This is a genomic window from Clostridium sp. 1001283B150210_160208_E6 (assembly GCF_015669365.1).
In the GTDB taxonomy this organism is placed as follows: Bacteria; Bacillota; Clostridia; order Clostridiales; family Clostridiaceae; genus Clostridium; species Clostridium paraputrificum.
Genome location: NZ_JADPAA010000016.1, coordinates 53,072 through 73,686, shown reverse-complemented (window position 1 = coordinate 73,686; position 20,615 = coordinate 53,072). Strand labels below are relative to the sequence as shown.

Here is a 20,615-nt window from a genome sequence, read left to right as displayed (position 1 = left end):
AACCGCCGTATACCGAACGGTACGTACGGTGGTGTGAGAGGACGCTAAATAAAATAATTATTTAGCTCCTACTCGATCTCGTTTTTTAACGATGTTCATTATTAATCATTGCCCTATAGGCGTTTGTAGTTAATTGGGCAGTTTTTTGCCATGAGAAATTCATACTTCTTAATAACCCTTTCTTAACCATGGTAAGCATTAAAAGACTATCATTTAATACTCTTTCAATTGCATAGCTTAAATCATCAATATTGTAAGGATTAATTAGTAGAGCAGAATCATAGCAAACCTCTGGAATAGAAGTTATATTTGAGGCTATAACAGGTGTTCCGCATGCCATAGCTTCAAGTGGCGGAAGACCAAAACCTTCATAAAGAGAAGGATATACTAAAACTTCAGCACCATTATAAAATACTGGTAGGTCTTCTAATGGAATAAAATCAGTAAATATAACATCATTTGAAATTCCTAAATCATCAGCCCTTTTTTGATATTTAGGATAGGAAAAGCCTTTATTGCCTGTAATGACTAACTTAGATTTTTTTCTTTTAGCAGGTGGAATTAAAGAAAAAGCTTCTATTAATCCAATAATATTTTTACGAGGACTAAATCCACCAACATAAAGAACAAAATTATCTTCTATACCATATTTATCTTTTATTAATTTTTTGCATTTACATTTACTTAGCGGTTTATAAATATCCTCAGCGGCTAAAGGTGTAACGAATATTTTTTCTTCAGGAAAATTAAATTCTTGAGCAATATCTTTTTTAGAGAATTCAGATACAGTTATTATACCTTCACATTGCTTAAGCATGTTGGGCAATTCGTCATTAAATATTTTTAGGTATCTGTCACTTACAGTTTCAGGCATTCTTAAAGGAATTATATCATGTAATGTGATGGCCTTTAGGCAATTTATATTTTCTGAAAGTCCAACACCATTTTGAGGAACATGATAAAGCTCCATACTATGATCATCTAGGATATTAGGAACGCTAACTTCATCCCAAAAGTTTTCCTGTAAATTTGCTTTTACTGGTTCAACACGAAAATTATCATTTAAATTTTTTAAAGAAGAACCATCTGGCAAAAAAATTAGATAATCATTATCTTTGTCTGAATTATTTAAGCTAGAAATAAGTTGATGAGTATAGGTGCCTATACCAGTCCCCCTGTACCATTTTGCGGCCCTGCCGTCTATGCCAATCTTCATGATGTATCCTTTCATAGTACTCTCGCTCTATTATATTAAAATGAGTTAAGTTTTGTTAATAAAAGAAATAAAAGGCACATATAAATATAGAGGAGGTGAGGACTATGATGAGAGAATTTGAAATAGAAAGACAGTTTGACATTAAAATTGAAGTATTAAAAGCAAACAAAGGAGTCTACTATTTAAGGACCAACAAAGGAGAAAGGTGTTTAAAAAAGATTAACTACGGGCCTCAAAAATTACTATTTGTATATGGTGCGAAAGAACATCTTATTAAAAATGGTTTTAATATGGTTGATAGATACTTCTTGAATGTAGAAGGAGAACCTTATGCACTAGTTAATGAAGACTTATATACACTTTCTGAGTGGTTAGAAGGTAGGGAGTGTGACTTTCATAATGTGGAGGAAGTAAAGCTTGCAGCTAAGACATTAGCCACTATGCATGAAGCGTCTAAGGGATATGATCCACCTGAAAACTCAAAGTTAAAAAGTGATTTAGGTCGTTGGCCACATCTAATGGAAAAAAGAATTAAGTCACTAGATAAAATGAGAGATATGATAAGAAAGAAAAATAACAAGAGTGAGTTTGACCTATTATACTTAAAATCTATGGAATTTTACAAGGAAATGGGTAAAAAAGCGTTTGATACCTTACAAAGTTCAGCCTATTATGATTTGTGTTCAGTAACAGAAAAAGAAAAGAGTTTTTGTCATCATGATTTTACCTATCATAATATAATCTTAGATGATAATAATGACGTACATGTTATTGATTTTGATTTTTGTAAGCGTGAAGTTAGAACCTTTGACATATCTAATTTTATGATTAAAGTACTTAAAAGGGTTGACTGGGATATTAATTTTGCAAAAGCAATAATTGAATCCTATAACTCTGTATCACCATTATCAAAAGAAGAATATCAGGTTTTATATGCATATTTACAATTTCCTCAAAGATACTGGAGGTTAGCAAATAGGTACTATTACAATGAAGTAAATTGGGGACAAGGTACCTTTACTAATAAACTTCAAAGTATAATAAATGAAAAGGAAAAATATTTGAAGCTATTAGATGACTTTAAATCTGAATATGAGTTGTAAAAAAAGATGACCAGAAGGTCGTCTTTTTTTAACGTCTAGAGAGCATAAAGATTTTGAGTGGAAAAATCTTAAGCATACAGGGAGTTGGCGGTGAAGCTATTCTTTATTTGCTAAAATAACTTAGGATAAAAATATATAAATACATAAATATAAAAACATATAAATATAAGAATATATAAATATATAAATATATAAATATGGGAATTCGTAATTTTTTTATAACCTTTTTGGACAAAGGAACAGTTTCTTATTTGTTTTCATATAATAGTAACAACAATAAAAGCGAGGAAGCTATGGTTATAGGAGATACAGTAGTTAGAAAATCTTATGATAGGGATATTACCTTTAAGGTAATTGATATTAGAGAAGAGAATGGAGAGCCAGTATATATTCTTAAAGGTATCAGTATAAGAATAATTGCTGACTCAAAAGCAGATGATTTAGAGACAGTGAATGAAGATTATGTTGGAACACAAGAAAAAATACTTAATAGTAGAGTTTCAAAAGCAATTAAGAATGCAGTAGCTCTTAGGGGAGATGTGTTAACTAGAATGAGTAAATCCCCAAAACTTATGACCAGTAAGGAATTAATGTTTGGTAGGCCAGGTAAGATACTTCATGTGGATGGAGATAGTGAGTATATGGAGACTTGCTTAAAGGTATATAAACAATTATCTTTGGATGCTGTTGGTAGAGCAATTAGTGAGAGGCAGCAACCAGAAGTTATTGTAGATCTAGTAAAAGAAATTAAGCCAGACATAGTAGTACTTACTGGTCATGATGGCGTTTTAAAAAATGCAGAAAATTATTTAGACGTGGAGTGCTATAGAAATTCCAAGTATTATATTGAAGCAGTTAAGGCTTTAAGAAATTATAACGCAAGTTACGATGAATTAGTTATTTTTGCAGGTGCATGCCAAAGTTGTTATGAATGTATGTTAGATGCTGGAGCTAATTTTGCATCTAGTCCTAATAGAGTATTAATTCACTGTTTAGATCCTGTGTTTGTATGTGAAAAGATAGCTTATACAAGAATTGATCAGGTTGTTTCTATAACTGATGTTATTGAAAACACAATTACTGGTATAAAGGGAATTGGAGGTTTACAAACTAGAGGAAAGTATAGGGAAGGATATCCTAAATCTCCATATATATAGGTTGAATATATTTTAAAGTAAATTTGGATTAAGTTTATTGAATAATATAAAAGTTATCTTTAATGCTATATCTTTTTTGGTTGATGCATAAAAATAAGCTTTTTTTAGAATAATATAAAAGTAAGTAAAAAAAATTACAAAATATATTGACAAATAGTATTTAGAAATGATAAAATATTAAATTTCTATTGACATAAAACTGGAAAAGATGTATACTAAAGTCAGGAAAGAGGGTGTTTAAATGGAAAAGATTAAAACTATTGCTACCATTAAAAAGGACATCGAAAGACACTTAGGTGAGAAGGTTACATTAAAAGCTAACGGTGGACGCAAAAAGATTTTGGTTAATGATGGAGTATTAGAAAGCGTTTATCCTAGCATTTTTGTAATTAGATTAGAAAGTGACACCCAAAGGACAGTGACATACAGTTATTCAGATGTGTTAACTAAGACAGTTCAATTGGTATTTCCAAGTTAACTAATAAACTTCGATTCTTAAATCGGAGTTTTTTTTCTTGTGTAAATATTTTTAGCTAACTATATAAGAAATGCATATTTTTAGTTGTGATATAGATATAAATATAAATATAAATATAAAAATGTGGGGTGGACATTTATTTCCTTTCTACTAAAGGTAAGGAAATTATAAAATTATTATCCTTGATTTTATATATTTTAATATGAAAATGTAATAATACCTTTGATTTATAGCAAATTAAAATTTTATATTTTCCTCTATACAGTAAAAAAAAGAAAGATGGTGGGTTTCCATCTTTCAACTATGGTATAAAAGGGTATTGAGAATTTATGAGAGGTTATATGGTCAATAACCAAGATAATATTACGACAAATAAAACTAATTGTCAACATAATTTTAGTGAAAAATACGAAAAAAATTTAATAAATAGACAGAATTCGATTACATTTATAAAGTTAAACATAAATTTAAATTTAAGTCATAAATCTCCCGTGTGAATTATATAAATAATAGTAGGTATTTTATGGGAGGGATAAAATGTCAAAGATAGATGTTATAAAAGAAAATGTTCAATTTCAACAATTGATAAGAGAAAATGGCTCAACATCAATATTGAAAGATGAGTATTTAATTCCTGATACTCATCCAGATGTACAACAGATTCTATCAGTAGAAGCTAGACCTGTTATTAGTAATAAAGAGGTTTTAGGGGATAAAGTCATGGTGGAAGGTAAGGTAGAATATTCAGTGCTTTACATTCCAAGAGAAGATAATATGATGGTTAATTCTGTGAGCTATGCTGAGAAGTTTACTAATTACTTGGACCTTGATGAAGGAGAACATAAAGTTATTTGTGAAGTAGAATGCAAGGTAGAACATATTGATGCTAATATTATGAATGAAAGAAAGATAGCTATTGAAGGCGTTATTGACCTAGACTGGAAAGTTTATAAAAGTGTTGAATTTGATTTCGTAAAAGACATAGAAGGTACTGAAGGTGTAGAAGTATTAAAAAATACAGAATCAATCAATAGGCTAGTAAGTAGCAAAGAAGTTGACCTTATAGGAAAATCAGTTCTAAGAGTTGGCATGGATAAACCACAAGTTTCAAAAATCCTTAAGTGTTCTATGACTCTTCATAAAAGAGAGGTTAAAGTTGCAGAAGATAAGGTTTATTTAGGATGTTACTGTAAGTTGAACATATTATATTTAGGTGCTGATTCTAAAGAAATAGTAAGCCTACAAGATGATGTGTACCTTTCAAAAGAAGAAGAAATGGTTGGTGTACTATCTAATATGTTACCATCAGCTATTTATGAAATAAAGAATACTGATATAGGCTTAGAAGAAGATGACCTAGGTGAAACTAGAATAATGAATATTGAATTTTTGGTAAAGTGTAGCGTTAAGGTATTCTCTGATGAAATATTAGAAATAATTAAAGACGCTTACTCTCCAAAATTCCCATTAGAACTTAGAAAAGATAGCTATGAAATAGGAGTTATTCATGGTTCTCAAGCTACAGAGGCTATAATAAAAGATAATATTACTATAAAGGAAGGTAATTATAAGCCTGAATTTATTGTGGGAGCAACTGGGAATATAATAGTTACAGACAAAAAGGTTACAGATGACAAGGTGACAGTAGAAGGTGTAATTAAGGCCAATGTTATCTATAAGACAACAGATGAAGAGGTTGGTTATTCACAAATAAGTGGTGATATACCATTCACTGTTGTATTAGATATTAATGGTGCTAAAGAAGGTATGAAAGCAATAGTTAATAGTAACCTAGAAGCTATTGATGCATCTATAGAAGCCAATACAATTGCAGTTAAAGCTACAATATCTGTAGGGGCTAAACTTTCTTATGAAGTAAATAAAGAATTTATTTCTGATGTAATTGAGTTAGATGAAGAACCTAAAAAGAAAAAGGCTAGTATTACTATATATGTTGTTACAAAGGGAGATACTTTGTGGTCATTAGCAAAAAAATATAATACTACTGTGGATGCTATAGTTAAGATGAATTCTGTAGAAAATCCAGACAGTATTGAAATTGGAGATAAGTTAATAATACCTGGACGAGCAATATTTTAATACTTAAAACTAGAGTCAAAAGGTGGGTTAAAGGAATATAAGCCTTCAACCTACCTTTTTTATTTTTTTAGAAGGATAAATGTAGGCTTTAGAATGACATATATGAAATTTTTATTTTATATACATTTTTGAATAATTACTTATAGCAATGGAAACAATAACAAATGCATGATTTGAGGTGATCTAATGAATAAAAAATTAAGTGGAAATTTAATTATTATCGGAGGAGCTGAAGATAAAGAGGGTAGAAAAGAAGTATTAAAAAAAGTATGTGAATGTATTAAGAAGGAAGAGGATGATTTAGTTATTGCAACAGTTGCAACAGAATACCCGGAAGAAGCAGCAGAAAAATATAGAAAAGCATTTGGAGAGTTGGGAATATTAAACATAGATATATTAGATATAAGTAAGAGAGAAGATGCATTTAAGGATGATAATGTAGCCATGATAAAAGATGCATCATTAATTTTTTTTACAGGAGGAGACCAGCTTAGAATAACTAGTCTTATTGGAGGATCTCCAGTTTATGATGCTCTTAAGGAAGTGGCAGATAACGGGATATATATAGTTGGGACTTCAGCAGGAGCTTCTGTTATGAGCGATACTATGATAATAGAGGGGAATGATGAAGAAGCACCAAGAAAGTGTACATTAAAGATGTCTCCAGGTCTAGGATTAATAAATAATGTAATAATTGACCAACATTTTGCCCAAAGAGGAAGAATAGGAAGATTATTATCAGGAGTTGCTCAAAATCCAGAAGTGTTGGGGATAGGAATAGATGAAAATACAGCAATTATTGTTAATAAAAATGGAAATGTGGAAGTTATAGGAGAAGGGGCAGTATATTTTATAGATGGAAGCCGAATATCGTATACAAATGTATCAGAGCAATATTCTGAAGAGGTATTAAGCATATACAATGTTAAGCTTCATGTTCTAAAAGAAGGAAATAAATTTGATCTTGTTAGAAAGGTACCTTTTGAGGAGGATTTAATTAACAATGAAGATAATAAGTCAGAGAGTATTTGAAGGGAAAAATATATACTCTCATAAAAAATGTATTAGATTAGATGTTGATTTATGTGGTTATTCAGAAATTCCAAGTAGGAATATAGATGGGTTTAATGAAGGGTTATTAAAAATTATTCCAGAACTATATGAACATAGGTGTGGAATTGATGAAGAACATGGATTTGTTAAAAGATTAAAAGAAGGAACATATCTTGCTCATATTTGTGAGCATATAATAATAGCTATTCAAAATAATTTGGGAATAGAAGTTGCATATGGTAAGTCCAGAGAAATAAAAGGGGACATATACTATATTATATTTCAATACGAATATAGGAATACAGCAATAGAAGTAGCTAGATTAGCTATTGATATAATAAATTCTCTAATAGATAAAGAAGCTATAAACTACGAAGCAAGGTTTAAATTGTTGAAAGAGTTTATGATTAAAGAGAGTGTAGGTCCTAGCACACAATCTATTTTAGATGCTGCTAAGAGATATGGAATGCCTTTCTTTGAACTCGGAGATAGTGGTTTCTATCAAATAGGGTATGGAAAACAAGGGAGAATTATAGAAGCAACAATAGGTGCTAACACTAGTTGTGTTTCATCAGATATAGCATCTGATAAACTCCTTACTAAAGAGCTTTTAAAGAGACAAAATGTTCCCGTTACAGAGGGGGATAAGGTATGTAATATAATAGGATTATTGAAAGAAGGAGAAAGAATAGGATATCCCCTTGCAATAAAACCTAGGTTTGGAAGTAAAGGTAGAGGAGTAATAATTAATATCAGAAATGAGCATGATTTAGTAAGCCATTATAATTCATTAAAAAATGAATTTGATGACTTAATAATAGAAAAGTATATTGAAGGTAATGATTATAGAGTTTGTGTTGTCGATTATACTGTTGTGGCAGTCTCATTAAGGGTACCTCCTTTTGTAGTTGGAGATGGAGTTAATAATATAAAAGAATTAATTAGAAAGCTTAATGATGATCCTAATAGAGGATATGATCATGAAAAACCTTTAACTAAGGTAAAGATAGATAGTCAAATAATAAATGAGTTAAGTAACCAAAGGGTTACTTTGTCATCTGTGCCTGAAAAAGGTAAAAGAATATTCTTAAGAGCAAATGCAAATCTATCCACTGGTGGTATGGCTATAGATTGTACAGATGATATATGCGAAGAAAATAAAGAAATATGTATACGTACTGCTAAAGCTATAGGACTAGATATATGTGGAGTGGATATTAAAACTGATGATATATCTAAACCTTTATATGGTAGAGGGGCAGTTATGGAGGTAAATTCAGCTCCTGGAATAAGAATGCATTTGTATCCTAGTGAAGGAAAACCAAGAGATATAGGTGAAGCTATATTAAATATGCAATATAATGGAGTACCTAGTAATATACCTGTTGTATCTATAACAGGTACTAATGGAAAAACTACAACTACTAGGTTGATATCTCATGTACTGCAACAAATGGGACATAAAGTGGGAATGACATCAACTGAAGGGATATATGTTGATGGAAAGTGTATAGATAAAGGTGATGATACAGGATATAACAGTACTAAGACCATACTTCAAAACAAGGATGTAGAGATTGCTGTATTGGAGGTTGCTAGAGGGGGACTTATAAGAAAAGGGCTAGCCTATGATGTAGCAGATGTAGCTGTTATAACTAATATTACAGAAGATCATTTAGGAATTGATGATGTAAATGACATTGAACAATTAGCCTTTGTAAAAGCTTTAGTTGGTGAAGCTGTTAAAGAGGATGGATATGTTGTCATTAATGCAGATGATAATTGGAGCAAAAATATATTAAGTAGATTTAAAGCTAAAAAGATTTTCTTTTCTAAAGATAGTGATAATCCGCTAATTGTAGAAAATATAAAATCAGGTGGAATATCCATATATATTAAAGATAATACTCTTACTGTTATGAATAATAATAGGGAGTATAAGCTTTTAAATATTAATAATATTCCAATAACATTGAATGGTATACTTGACTATAACTTAGAAAATGCCATGGCAGCATGTGCAGCGCTTGTAGGATTAGAAATTGATTACTGCATGATTGCTAAAGGCTTTAAGTCATTTAAGCTTAATAATAGTTGTAATGCTGGGAGATTTAATATATATGATATAGATGGAGTAAGAGTTATTCTAGACTATGGTCATAATATTGATGGTTATAAGAGAGTGTTAAAAGCCTTATCTAACATAGATATAAAAAATAATCTAATAGGTGTTATTGGTGTGCCTGGAGATAGAACTAATAAGATGATGAGAGATATAGGTAAACTATGTGGTGAATCTATGGATAGGGTTATTATAAAAGAGGATAAGGACAGAAGAGGAAGAGAGATAAATGAAGTTGCTAAGCTGATTGAAGAAGGTGTTAAGGAAAGCAACTGCAAAGATTGTAGAGTGATTTTGGATGAGGTTGAAGCTCTTAGAAAATCATTGAGTTCAAGTACTATAGGAGATACTATTATAGTATTTTACGAGGAGTTAGAACCACTTGTAGAATTAATTAAGGAATATAAACATGAAGAGGATAATTTGAATTTAGCAAATCTCTAAATAGAATTATAAGAAATGGATAATTTTCGGCTTAGAAAATGTCCATTTTTTGGATTTAGGCATAAAACTTTAATATTTTTTTTCTATATGATAAAATTTATTTAATTATATATAGGAGAAAGGAAAGAAGAACATGAGAGAAAAGGCTTATGCGAAGGTTAATATTACCTTGGACGTTGTGGGGAAAAGAGAAGACGGATATCATTTGCTAAAAATGATAATGCAAAATATTGATATTTATGATGTTATAACAATAGAAAAAATAGAAAGTGGAATTGAAATTACATGTAATAAGCCTTATGTTCCAACGGATGAAAGAAATTTAGCATATAAAGCTGCTAAATTATTTAAAGATACATTTAATATTACGTCAGGAGTATCAATAAATATAAAAAAGAATATACCAGTAGCTGCAGGCCTTGCAGGTGGTAGTACAGACTGCGCAGCTGTATTAAAAATAATGAATAAGTTATTTCAAGTGAATGCAGATAATGAAAAATTAATGGAATTGGGAGTGAAATTAGGGGCAGATGTCCCTTATTGTATTAATGGTGGAACGGCTCTTTGTGAAGGTATAGGGGAAATATTGACTCCTCTTAAACCATTTAAAAATCATATAATTGTTTTGGTTAAGCCACCATTTGGTGTTTCTACTAAAGATGTATATAAGAATTTTGACTTAGGTAGAGTTAAAAATCATCCTGAAACTGATAAAGTTATTACTTATATGAATGAAGATAACTTATATGAAGTAGCAAAGAATATGAAGAACTTACTAGAAAATGTAACATTAAAAAAACATAAGGTAATTTCTTCTATAAAATCAGAAATGGAGTCCTTAGGAGCTATAAAGGCAATGATGAGTGGTAGTGGACCAACAGTTTTTGCATTCTTTGATGATATGATGAAAGCACAAAGATGTTATGATGAAATGAAAAAGAAATATAACGATACTTTTATAACAAGAACCGTATAGATGTGTATAAAAAATCTTCTTGTGGCAACAATTTAAGCTATAAGGAGGTTTTTTTATTATGAAAAAGAGAATTACTTTAGTATTATTAATTATCTTATGTACAAGCATTATAAGTGGGTGTACAAATTTAGACTATGATAAAGATGGACAAACTGTATATAATTATGAAGATGTAAAGGACACCTTAATAAGGTTTCATGTAATAGCAAATAGTGATACTGATGAGGATCAAACCTTAAAGTTAAAGGTTAGGGATGAAGTTATTAAGTATTTATATCCATATTTAAAGGACTCTGATTCAATAGAAAAATCAAGAAGTATCCTTTTAGAAAATGAAGATAAGGTAAAAGAAATTGCTAATAAAGTAATAAGTGATAATGGATATAATTATAACGTTAAAATTGAGCTGTCCCATGAGAACTTTCCAGAGAAGTCTTATGGTAATTTAACTTTACCTCAAGGTAGATATGAAGCTTTTAGAATTATTATAGGAAGTGGCCAGGGGAAAAATTGGTGGTGTGTTATGTTTCCACCTTTATGTTTTATAGATGTTACTAAGGGAAAAGTTGAGGAAGATAAGAGCAAGGAAGTTTTAGATTCTCAAATATTAAGCAATAAGGAAGCAGAGGAAGAAGAAGAGGAAAACAAACCTGTAATTAAGTTTAAAATATTGGAATTTTTTAAAAGTATATTTGGATAAAATTACAACAAAAATAAATTACCACTTGATTAATAAATATAATAATCATAAACTATAATTTGAATAAAGTTTTAGGAGGAAAAGAATATGACTAGAGCATTAGCAATGATTTCAGGTGGTTTGGATAGTATTCTAGCTGCAAAGTTAATAAAAGATCAAGGTATAGAAGTGATAGGAATATGCTTTAAATCATATTTCTTTAATGAAGAAAATGCAATAAAGATGACAAAACAAATAGGAATAAGACTTGAGGTTGTAGATTTTTCAGAAGAGCAATTTGAAGTGGTAAAGAATCCAAAGCATGGATGGGGAAAAAATATGAATCCATGTATTGATTGTCATGCTTTAATGATGAAACATTCAGGAAGGTTATTAGAAGAGTTTAATGCGGATTTTATAATAACTGGAGAAGTATTAAATCAAAGACCTATGTCTCAAAATAGACAAGCTTTAAACATAGTTAAAAAGGAATCTGGATTTTCAAATAAAATATTAAGACCATTATGTGCTTTAAACCTTGATCCAACAGAGATGGAGCTTAATGGATTAGTGGATAGAGAAAAGTTATTAAAGATTTCTGGTAGAAGTAGAAAACCACAAATGGAATTAGCAGAAAAATGGGGCATAAAGGAATATCCATCTCCTGCTGGTGGTTGTAAGCTTACTGAACCTAACTATTCTATTAGATTAAGAGATGCCTTAAATAGAAATGAAAATCTAACTCAAAAAGAGATAGATTTATTAAGATTTGGTAGACATTTTATATCTTCTAATAATGTTAAAATAATTGTTACTAGAACTGCAGAAGAAGGAACTGAAATAAAGAAAATATTAAGCAAGGAAGATTTAGTATTTTTACCATCACATTTTAATGGAGCTATGGCAATAATTCATGGTGATGCAAAGGATAAAGATAAAGAGTTGGCATGTAAGTTGGTCTCAAGATATAGTAAAGGAAGAGATGAGGCTGAAGTGGATGTTAAGTTTGGAAACTTTGGTACTCCATTTAAAAATGAGTTAAGAGTAAAACCAGCAACAGAAGAAGAAGTTTCTAAGTATTTACTTTAATAGGAGGAACAGATGGAAAAGAAAGCGATTATAAGTATAGTCAGTAATGCTAGTATGGAAGATGGAGACGTTATTGAAGTAGTTTCTCCAGGAAAGTACATAAAAATGGATAGTGGATATAAAGCTGTTTATGAAGAAACAGAGATATCTGGTATGGAAGGAACAACTACAACTTTAATAATAAAAGATAAGGAAGTATTATTAGAGAGGGAAGGAACAACTAGCACAAAGATGTTGTTTAATGAAAAGGAACCTTCAGTATCTTTATACAATACTCCTTATGGAATGATGGAAATAACAATTAATACAAAGAAATTAAACGTTGAAGTTAATGATAATGGTGGAAATATTAAAATAGACTATGACATGGCTATTGCAGGGCAAGAAGTTTTAACAACATCTTTATCATTAAACGTAAGAGCTAATAAGTAAGGTTATATATGGAGAAATTGTTTATGCAATTTCTCTTTTTTATTTATAATAATGAATAAAAATCTTTTATACTGATTAGTTTTTATGTTAAATGGAAATAATTTCTTATAAGTAATAATTATAAAGGCGGTGTTTGTTATGAGTTTAGAGGATAGGTATTTAAAAATATTACATGTAATATGTACATATTATGGGATGAGTACAGATGATTTAATAGAGCTTCTAGAAGAGAGAGACAACAAATACTTACTATTATTATTACTAAAGAAATATAAATGTATGGATCAAGAAAGAGTTAAAGAAGTATTTAATGTTAAGAATAAAAGAACTATAACTAATAATGTGAAAAGGGCAGAAGAAAAATTATTAATAAATAGGGACTTTAGAAAAAAGTTTTTTGAAATGGAAGAAGACTTGTTAAAATAGCCATTAATGATATAATTATTTTATAATCGTAGATGCATATCTATTTTCATCTCAAGTGCATTCGGAATTATTTTCACTAAGTTATTAATAATTTTATATTTTTGGAGGTGTCATTTTGACCAAAGAACAATACGAGGATATGACTTTAGTAGAGTTGAAAGAAATAGCTAAGTCATTAGAAATTAAGAACATATCAAAGTTAAAAAAGAGTGAACTTATCGATCAAATAATAGCAACAAAAGCTCATGAAATAAAAAAGGATGGAGTAGTTTTAAGAGAGAAGATTTCTCCTAAAAATAATGCTGTTAATAATACTAATAGAGAAGAAGTAAGAAGTAGTGAGAAAAAAGAAGAACTGAAAGCTATGATAAATGATTCTCATATGGCTAGAGGAATACTTGAAATATTAGAAAATAATAATTTTGGATTTTTAAGATGTAAAAATTATTTAACAAGTAGTGAAGATATATATGTTTCTCCATCCCAAATAAGAAGATTTAACCTAAAAACTGGAGATGAAGTTATCGGTAAGGTTAGAGAAGCTAAAGAGGGAGAAAAGTTTAAAGCTTTATTATATGTTGACAAGGTAAATGGGGAACATCCTGAGAAGGCTATAGGAAGAAGAGCTTTTGAAAACTTAGTTCCAATATATCCAGCAGAAAGAATTAGATTAGAAGGAAGTAATCCTTTAGATTTATCATCTAGAATGATGGATATAATATGTCCTATCGGTAAAGGGCAAAGAGGAATAATTGTAGCCCCTCCTAAGGCGGGTAAAACTACACTTTTAAAGAAGATTGCTCAAAGTATAACTAATAATAACCCAGAAGTTGTATTGATAGTGTTACTTATAGATGAAAGACCAGAAGAAGTTACTGATATGCAAAGAAGTATAAATGGAGAGGTAATTTATTCTACATTTGATGAAGAACCACAAAATCATGCAAAGGTATCACAAATAGTTTTAGAAAGAGCTAAGAGAATAGTTGAGCAAGGTAAAGATGTTGTAATTTTATTGGACTCTTTAACAAGGTTATCAAGAGCATATAACTTAACTATTACTCCAACAGGAAGAACTTTATCAGGTGGGTTAGATCCAGGAGCGTTAATTATGCCTAAGAAGTTCTTTGGAGCTGCTAGAAATATAGAAGGAGGCGGTAGCCTAACAATATTAGCTACAGCACTTGTTGATACAGGTTCAAGAATGGATGATATGATATTTGAAGAATTTAAGGGTACTGGTAATATGGAAGTACACTTAGATAGAAAGCTTCAAGAGAGAAGAATATTCCCAGCTATAGATATTTATAAGTCTGGAACAAGAAAAGAAGATTTATTATTAACAGATGAAGAAAAGGAAGTAGCATATTCAATTAGAAAAGTTATGTACAGAGATGGAAATATTGAGAATATAACAGAGAAATTAATTAATATGTTATCCAAAACAAAAAATAATAAAGACTTTATACGTATATTTGAAAAAAGTGATATAGATAAGAAATAAAAAATAACTGGAAACTTAGTTTCCAGTTATTTTTTTTCTATAAGATTGTTAGCTAAATCTACTATTGCTTTTATTGTATAAGTAGAAGCTAATTCTTTTAAATTTTTTTTAGCATCAATTAAATATTTAGGATTATCAATTAACATATCTATGAGATTGTTAATTTCCTTAATATTATTTATATAATATGCATATCCATTAGATGTTAAAAATTCAGTATTCTCCATTTCTTGTCCAGGAATTGCAAATGGAATTATTAAAGGAAGATTTTTTGCTATTGCTTCACTTACTGTAAGTCCACCTGGTTTTGATATTATTAAATCTGAATATTCCATAAATGAAGCTATGTCATTTGAGAATCCTAAAATATGAAGCTTCTTATCTATATAAGTATGTTGGGATTTCTTTAATAAAGAACACTTTAGTTTTTTATTTTTTCCACATACAACTGTTATTCTTAGTTTGTGTTTATTATTTAAAAGCTCATCTAAGACATAGGATATATTTTTTAATCCCATACTGCCACTCATTAATAATAAATTAAAGTACTCATCATCTTTAATTTCAGGTATTGTTTCATTTCTTTCAAAGAAACTTTCTCGTATAGGTATACCATAAGGAAAAATCTTTGAAGAATCTATACCGTGTTTTATAAGAGAGTCTTTAGTAAATTGACTACCAGTTATATAGGCATCAACAGAGGGATGAACATATGTATAGTGAGCTTTAAAATCAGTAACTACAGAGATAAATGGTATCTTCATACCCTTTTTCTTTAATCTAGATATTATATTAACAGTAAAAGGATGAGTACCAATTATTATATCAGGTTTTTTATCTTGAATAAGTTTGCTTAATTTTTTATCTGTTCCTTTAAAAACTAAAGGTAAAAACTTATATATAAATTTATGATCGGTTAATTTATAAGCCCAGCCATATATCTTAGGAAACTTTGATGCAGATATTTCATAACCTTGAACTATAATGTCATTTAAAAACTTATTATTGCCCTCAAGGAAGTCATGCTTAATACATGTAAAGCCTTCAGATTCAAAAGTTTCTAATAATGAATTTGCAGCTTGATTATGCCCCTGACCTGTAGAAGTAGTTAAGATTAAAACTTTTTTCATTTAATTCACTCGCTTTTATAATGTTATATAATTCCTAGATATAGTTTAACATGATTTATGTAAAAAATCTCAATGTTAAAGTAATTTTAAGAAAAAGAAAATGGGAAAGACTAGTAGTCTTTCCCATAATTTCTTACTTACCTTGGTTAAGGTTAAATCTCTTATTGAACTTGTCAACTCTTCCGCCGACGTTCACAGCCTTTTGCTTACCAGTGAAGAATGGGTGGCATTTAGAGCATATTTCTACTTTAAGTTCGTCTTTAACTGAACCTGTTGTAAAAGTATTTCCACATGCACACTTAACCACAGCGTCGTGGTGGTATTCAGGATGTATGCCTTCTCTCATTTATTTCACCTCTTTCGAAATTGTCCACTAAATGTGAACATCTTAAATAACTATTAGAGTATATCACAAGGTATATTTCGAGTCAAGAAGAGGGAATTTTTAAAAGTACTTTTTAATCAATTTGTAAAATGCTATAATTTTTATAACAAAAGATAAGAGGAGAGATTATTTTAGATGAGTAAGTTATATTTTAGGTATGGTGCTATGAATTCAGGTAAATCAACTCATTTAATGCAGGTGGCCTATAACTATAAAGAAAGAGGAATGAGAGTTTTATTAATCAAACCTTCTACGGATAAAAAAGGTGGCGATAAACTTGTTTCTAGATTAGGCGTTGAAGTAAAGGTTGATATGATTGTAGATAAAAATACAGACATTATTAGTGAAGTTAAGGAAAATATAGAATTAAATGGTGCACTAGATTGTATATTAGTAGATGAGGTACAATTTATGAAAAAGCATCAGATAGATGAATTATTTGAGATAGCTGTTACTTTAGAAATTCCAGTAATATGCTATGGACTAAGAACCGACTTTAAGATGGAAGGCTTTGAAGGAAGTGAGAGACTTCTTTTAATTGCTCATAGTATAGAAGAGATGAAAACTATATGTAAATGTGGGAATAAAGCTTTATTAAATGGTAGAAAGGTTAATGGAAAATTTGTTTTTTCAGGAGATCAAATAGCCATTGATACAGTAGATAATGTTGAATATGAATCCTTATGTGGACAATGCTACTATAAATATAAAAATGAAGAGAAGTAAGTGAGTGATAATATGAAAAGAAAAGATGTTGGTGGGCAAGCTGTTATTGAAGGAGTAATGATGAGAGGCTCTAAAGGAATGGCAATAGCAGTAAGAAAAGAAGATGGAGAGATTGATGTTAAAGTTGAAAAAGTAGTGCCATTAACTAAAAAATATAAGTTCTTAAATATTCCACTTATAAGAGGAATATTTGTATTAGTAGATTCCTTAAAAATAGGAATGGATTCTTTAAATCATTCAGCTTCATTTGTTGAAGAGGATGAAGATTATGAGCCAGAGTCAAAATTTGAAAAGCTGTTAGATAAATTTGAAGGATGGCTTAGAAAAAAATATGGAGAAAAAGCTGAAGATATAATTATGAGTATAACAATGGGAATAGCATTTTTACTTGCTATTGGATTGTTTATAGGATTACCTACAGCTATAGCAACTATATTTAAAGGATTTGGTATTTCACCAATATTATTAAATTTAATAGAAGCCGCTATAAGAATATCAATATTGATAATATATATATGGGGAATTGCTAAATTAGATGATATGTACAGGGTATTTCAATATCATGGAGCAGAGCATAAAACTATTTTCTGCTATGAGGCTGAAGAAGAGCTTACTGTTGAAAATGTAAAGAAGTTTTCAAGGTTTCATCCAAGATGTGGTACTAACTTTTTATTTTTAATTATGTTTGTAAGTGTATTTATTTTCTCTTTTACAGGATGGGGAGGATTTTTACAGAGAATAATATTGAGAATATTATTGATACCAATTGTAGCTGGAATAACATATGAAATTATAAAGTGGTTAGGTAAGAGCAATGGTGTTCTAGCTAGAATAATTTCTTATCCAGGGCTAAAACTTCAAGGGTTAACAACAAGAGAGCCAGATGATAAGCAAATAGAAGTTGCAATAGCTTCACTAAAAGCAGCTGAAGGTATTGAAGATAAGGAAAAAACAATAGGTGAGCTTTTAAATGAGGGGACTAAAATACTAGGAGATGCCGCTATAGATACATCTAGACTAGATTCGCAATTATTACTTGGAAAAGTTTTAGAAAAGGATAAATTATATTTAATTACAAATTCTACAGAGAAGGTATCAAATTCAAATAAGGTAAAATATTTTGATTTAATAAAGAAACGCCAAAATAAAATGCCTGTTAGATATATATTAGGAGAATGTGATTTTATGGGGTTAGACTTTTATGTAGAAGAAGGAGTGCTTATCCCAAGAAGTGATACTGAAGTGCTGGTAGAAGAGGTTCTGAAATTAATTCCTATAAACAAAGAGTTAGAAGTATGTGATTTATGTTCTGGAAGTGGAGCAATTGGAATTTCATTAGCCCATTATAGACCTGATATTAAAGTTGATGAGATAGATTTATATCCAGTTCCAGAAAAGGTGACTAAAAAGAATATAATAAGGAATAATTTAGAAGATAGGGTAAGCTTTATAAAGAGTGATTTATTAGATGAAGTAATAAAAGTAAATAAAAGATATAATATTATTGTTTCAAATCCTCCTTATATAAAAGAAGAGGAAATAGAAACACTAATGGAAGACGTAAAGGATTATGAACCTAAAACTGCTTTAAGTGGTGGAGATGATGGTCTTGTATTCTATAGAAAGATTGTAGAGCAAAGTAAAGAAACCTTATTAGAAGGTGGAATGCTTTGTTTTGAAATAGGATATGACCAAGGTGAAAGTGTAAAAAACTTGTTAGAAGAAAATAGATTTGTAGATGTTAAGGTGGTAAAAGACTTAGCAGGATTAGACAGAGTAGTATTAGGAAAGTTTGCTTGTTGAAAATAGCGAAGATTATGTGATATAATACTAAAATGTGAAAAAATGAAGTACGGAGTGATATCATGTTATTAGATAAATTAGCTTTCATAGAAAATAAGTATGATGAATTATCTGTAAAGATAAGTGATCCATCAATAATGGCCAATCAAAATGAATGGAGAAAGCTTTGTAAGGAGCATGCCGAGTTAGAAATAATAGTTAATGCATATAGAAATTATAAACAAGTTACTGAGGATCTAGAGGCTAATAAAGAGATGTTAGCAGAAGAAAATGATAAAGAAATGAGAGAAATGCTTCAAGAAGAAATTTCTGATTTAACTACTAGAGAGGAAGAATTAGAAAGAGAAATTCAAATTTTATTATTACCTAAGGATCCTAATGATGATAAGAACGTATTCGTTGAAATTAGAGGTGGTGCTGGTGGAGACGAAGCAGCTCTATTTGCAGCAAACCTATTTAGAATGTATACAAGATATGCAGAAAACAATAGATGGACTGTTGAATTGATGAGTGCTAATGAAACTGACATTGGTGGTTTCAAAGAAGTAGTATTCATGATTAAGGGTAACGGAGCATATTCAAAGCTTAAGTACGAAAGTGGAGTTCACAGAGTACAAAGAGTTCCAGATACTGAATCAAGTGGTAGAATTCATACATCAACTGCAACAGTTGCAGTTTTACCAGAAGTTGATGACGTAGAAATAGAAATTAACGAAAAAGACTTAAAGATAGACGTATTTAGAGCATCAGGAAACGGTGGACAATGCGTTAATACTACTGACTCAGCTGTAAGAATGACTCACTTACCAACAGGTTTAGTAGTTTCATGTCAAGATGAAAAGTCTCAGTTAAAGAATAAAGAAAAAGCTTTAAAGATATTAAGAGCTAGACTTTATGAACAAGCAGAAGCAGAAAGAAATGCAGGCATTGCTGAAGATAGAAAGAGTCAAGTTGGTACAGGGGATAGAAGTGAAAGAATAAGAACTTATAACTATCCTCAAGGTAGAGTTACAGATCACAGAATAGGATTAACTCTTTATAAGTTAGAGGCCTTCTTAAATGGTGATATAGATGAAGTGGTAAATGCACTTATAACTGCAGATCAAGCTGAAAAAATGAAACAAATGGGAAATACAGATATGTAATATCAAAGAAAGCCTTGCATTTAAAAATGTAGGGCTTTTATGCTAGTGGGGGATGGTATGAATATATATAAGGCAATAAAAAGAGAAAAAAAGTTCTTGAAAAAGTTTTATATTTTAATGATTGTTCTTGCTATTACTTTACCTATTATTTTATTGTTAACTGGACTTACTAATACATTTTACTTAAGTTATCTATTATTTATTGAATTTCTTATATTTGTTGCTGTTATAAATAAAATGAATTATTATAAATTAGATTATAGTTGCAGTAATAATAAATTAAGATTTAAGAATGGATTGCTTTCAAAAGAAAGTGTGATTTTGTGTGATAAGGTTGCTTTAGTACATACTGAAAAAATGGAAGAGGATATGGATATTATTATTATAACTACAGTAAACTTTAAGAATAAGTCTTTAAAACCAATAGGGTCTATATTTTTAAAGAGATATCCTCTAGCATCTGAGGAATATAGGAGAATTAAAGAACTTCAACCAGAGAACATATATTATTATCAAGTAATAAGAAGAGGCGGCCTTAAGAAGTACATGATTTTAGATACTATATATAAAAATTGTGTGAGAGCTACATATACTGATGAATGTATTCAGAATATAAAAATAGCAAGAGGACAAACTTTAGTATAAAG

19 protein-coding genes are annotated in these 20,615 nt (G+C 29.8%); 16 read left to right on the top strand and 3 right to left on the bottom strand.

The window, feature by feature from the left end; translation table 11 throughout:
* Positions 1-85: 85 nt before the first annotated feature.
* Complete coding sequence (locus I4V16_RS14645) at positions 86-1,216, bottom strand: glycosyltransferase family 1 protein (protein ID WP_049179958.1); 1,131 nt, start codon at positions 1,214-1,216, stop codon at positions 86-88.
* A 104-nt stretch (positions 1,217-1,320) separates the two neighbouring features.
* Between I4V16_RS14645 and I4V16_RS14640 the strand changes: the two genes are divergently transcribed.
* The 12 genes from I4V16_RS14640 to rho all read left to right on the top strand — a co-directional run bounded on the left by I4V16_RS14640 (position 1,321) and on the right by rho (position 14,779).
* Positions 1,321-2,319 carry a CotS family spore coat protein gene (locus I4V16_RS14640; protein WP_049179959.1) on the top strand — a complete coding sequence of 333 codons (999 nt, stop codon included), beginning with the start codon at positions 1,321-1,323 and terminating at the stop codon, positions 2,317-2,319.
* Positions 2,320-2,612: 293 nt separating this feature from the next.
* Positions 2,613-3,476, top strand: a complete 864-nt coding sequence (yabG, locus tag I4V16_RS14635; RefSeq protein ID WP_049179961.1) for a sporulation peptidase YabG — start codon at positions 2,613-2,615, stop codon at positions 3,474-3,476.
* Positions 3,477-3,717: 241 nt separating this feature from the next.
* Positions 3,718-3,954: a Veg family protein gene (locus I4V16_RS14630; protein ID WP_027097089.1), complete on the top strand. Its 237-nt coding sequence runs from the start codon at positions 3,718-3,720 to the stop codon at positions 3,952-3,954.
* Positions 3,955-4,491: 537 nt separating this feature from the next.
* Positions 4,492-6,054: an SPOCS domain-containing protein gene (locus I4V16_RS14625; protein WP_049178973.1), complete on the top strand. Its 1,563-nt coding sequence runs from the start codon at positions 4,492-4,494 to the stop codon at positions 6,052-6,054.
* A gap of 186 nt (positions 6,055-6,240) precedes the next feature.
* Positions 6,241-7,086, top strand: coding sequence for a cyanophycinase (locus I4V16_RS14620; protein WP_049178974.1), 846 nt, complete (start codon positions 6,241-6,243; stop codon positions 7,084-7,086).
* Entirely contained in the window at positions 7,058-9,673 is a 2,616-nt protein-coding gene (cphA, locus tag I4V16_RS14615) for a cyanophycin synthetase (protein WP_195541836.1), read from the top strand. Before I4V16_RS14620 ends, cphA begins: the two co-directional genes overlap by 29 nt.
* 133 nt (positions 9,674-9,806) lie before the next feature.
* Positions 9,807-10,649 (top strand): 4-(cytidine 5'-diphospho)-2-C-methyl-D-erythritol kinase, encoded by an 843-nt coding sequence (gene ispE / locus I4V16_RS14610; RefSeq protein WP_099329237.1) that lies wholly within the window; start codon positions 9,807-9,809, stop codon positions 10,647-10,649.
* A gap of 58 nt (positions 10,650-10,707) precedes the next feature.
* On the top strand, positions 10,708-11,349 hold the full coding sequence (spoIIR, locus tag I4V16_RS14605) for a stage II sporulation protein R (protein WP_195541835.1): 642 nt from the start codon (positions 10,708-10,710) through the stop codon (positions 11,347-11,349).
* Between the two features lie 87 nt (positions 11,350-11,436).
* Positions 11,437-12,417 (top strand): queuosine synthesis, encoded by a 981-nt coding sequence (locus tag I4V16_RS14600; RefSeq protein WP_049178978.1) that lies wholly within the window; start codon positions 11,437-11,439, stop codon positions 12,415-12,417.
* A 12-nt stretch (positions 12,418-12,429) separates the two neighbouring features.
* Complete coding sequence (locus I4V16_RS14595; RefSeq protein WP_049178979.1) at positions 12,430-12,849, top strand: DUF1934 domain-containing protein; 420 nt, start codon at positions 12,430-12,432, stop codon at positions 12,847-12,849.
* 138 nt (positions 12,850-12,987) lie between these two features.
* Positions 12,988-13,275 carry a hypothetical protein gene (locus tag I4V16_RS14590; RefSeq protein WP_049178980.1) on the top strand — a complete coding sequence of 96 codons (288 nt, stop codon included), beginning with the start codon at positions 12,988-12,990 and terminating at the stop codon, positions 13,273-13,275.
* A 115-nt stretch (positions 13,276-13,390) separates the two neighbouring features.
* The gene (rho, locus tag I4V16_RS14585) at positions 13,391-14,779 is read left to right on the top strand and encodes a transcription termination factor Rho (RefSeq protein WP_049178981.1); all 1,389 of its coding nucleotides are present in this window, start codon (positions 13,391-13,393) and stop codon (positions 14,777-14,779) included.
* Positions 14,780-14,805: 26 nt separating this feature from the next.
* Here the strand turns inward: rho and I4V16_RS14580 are convergent, their stop codons facing one another.
* Positions 14,806-15,909: a glycosyltransferase gene (locus I4V16_RS14580; RefSeq protein WP_195966918.1), complete on the bottom strand. Its 1,104-nt coding sequence runs from the start codon at positions 15,907-15,909 to the stop codon at positions 14,806-14,808.
* 133 nt (positions 15,910-16,042) lie between these two features.
* A complete protein-coding gene (gene rpmE / locus I4V16_RS14575) occupies positions 16,043-16,255 on the bottom strand; it encodes a 50S ribosomal protein L31 (RefSeq protein WP_027097078.1) in 213 nt (70 codons plus the stop codon).
* 174 nt (positions 16,256-16,429) lie between these two features.
* Between rpmE and I4V16_RS14570 the strand changes: the two genes are divergently transcribed.
* The 4 genes from I4V16_RS14570 (at position 16,430) to I4V16_RS14555 (ending at position 20,613) form a co-directional block, all read left to right on the top strand.
* Positions 16,430-17,020 (top strand): thymidine kinase, encoded by a 591-nt coding sequence (locus tag I4V16_RS14570; RefSeq protein WP_049178983.1) that lies wholly within the window; start codon positions 16,430-16,432, stop codon positions 17,018-17,020.
* 12 nt (positions 17,021-17,032) lie between these two features.
* A complete protein-coding gene (gene prmC, locus I4V16_RS14565) occupies positions 17,033-18,823 on the top strand; it encodes a peptide chain release factor N(5)-glutamine methyltransferase (RefSeq protein ID WP_049179004.1) in 1,791 nt (596 codons plus the stop codon).
* A gap of 62 nt (positions 18,824-18,885) precedes the next feature.
* Positions 18,886-19,968, top strand: a complete 1,083-nt coding sequence (gene prfA, locus I4V16_RS14560; RefSeq protein WP_049178984.1) for a peptide chain release factor 1 — start codon at positions 18,886-18,888, stop codon at positions 19,966-19,968.
* 57 nt (positions 19,969-20,025) lie between these two features.
* On the top strand, positions 20,026-20,613 hold the full coding sequence (locus tag I4V16_RS14555) for a hypothetical protein (protein ID WP_049178985.1): 588 nt from the start codon (positions 20,026-20,028) through the stop codon (positions 20,611-20,613).
* Positions 20,614-20,615: the final 2 nt, after the last annotated feature.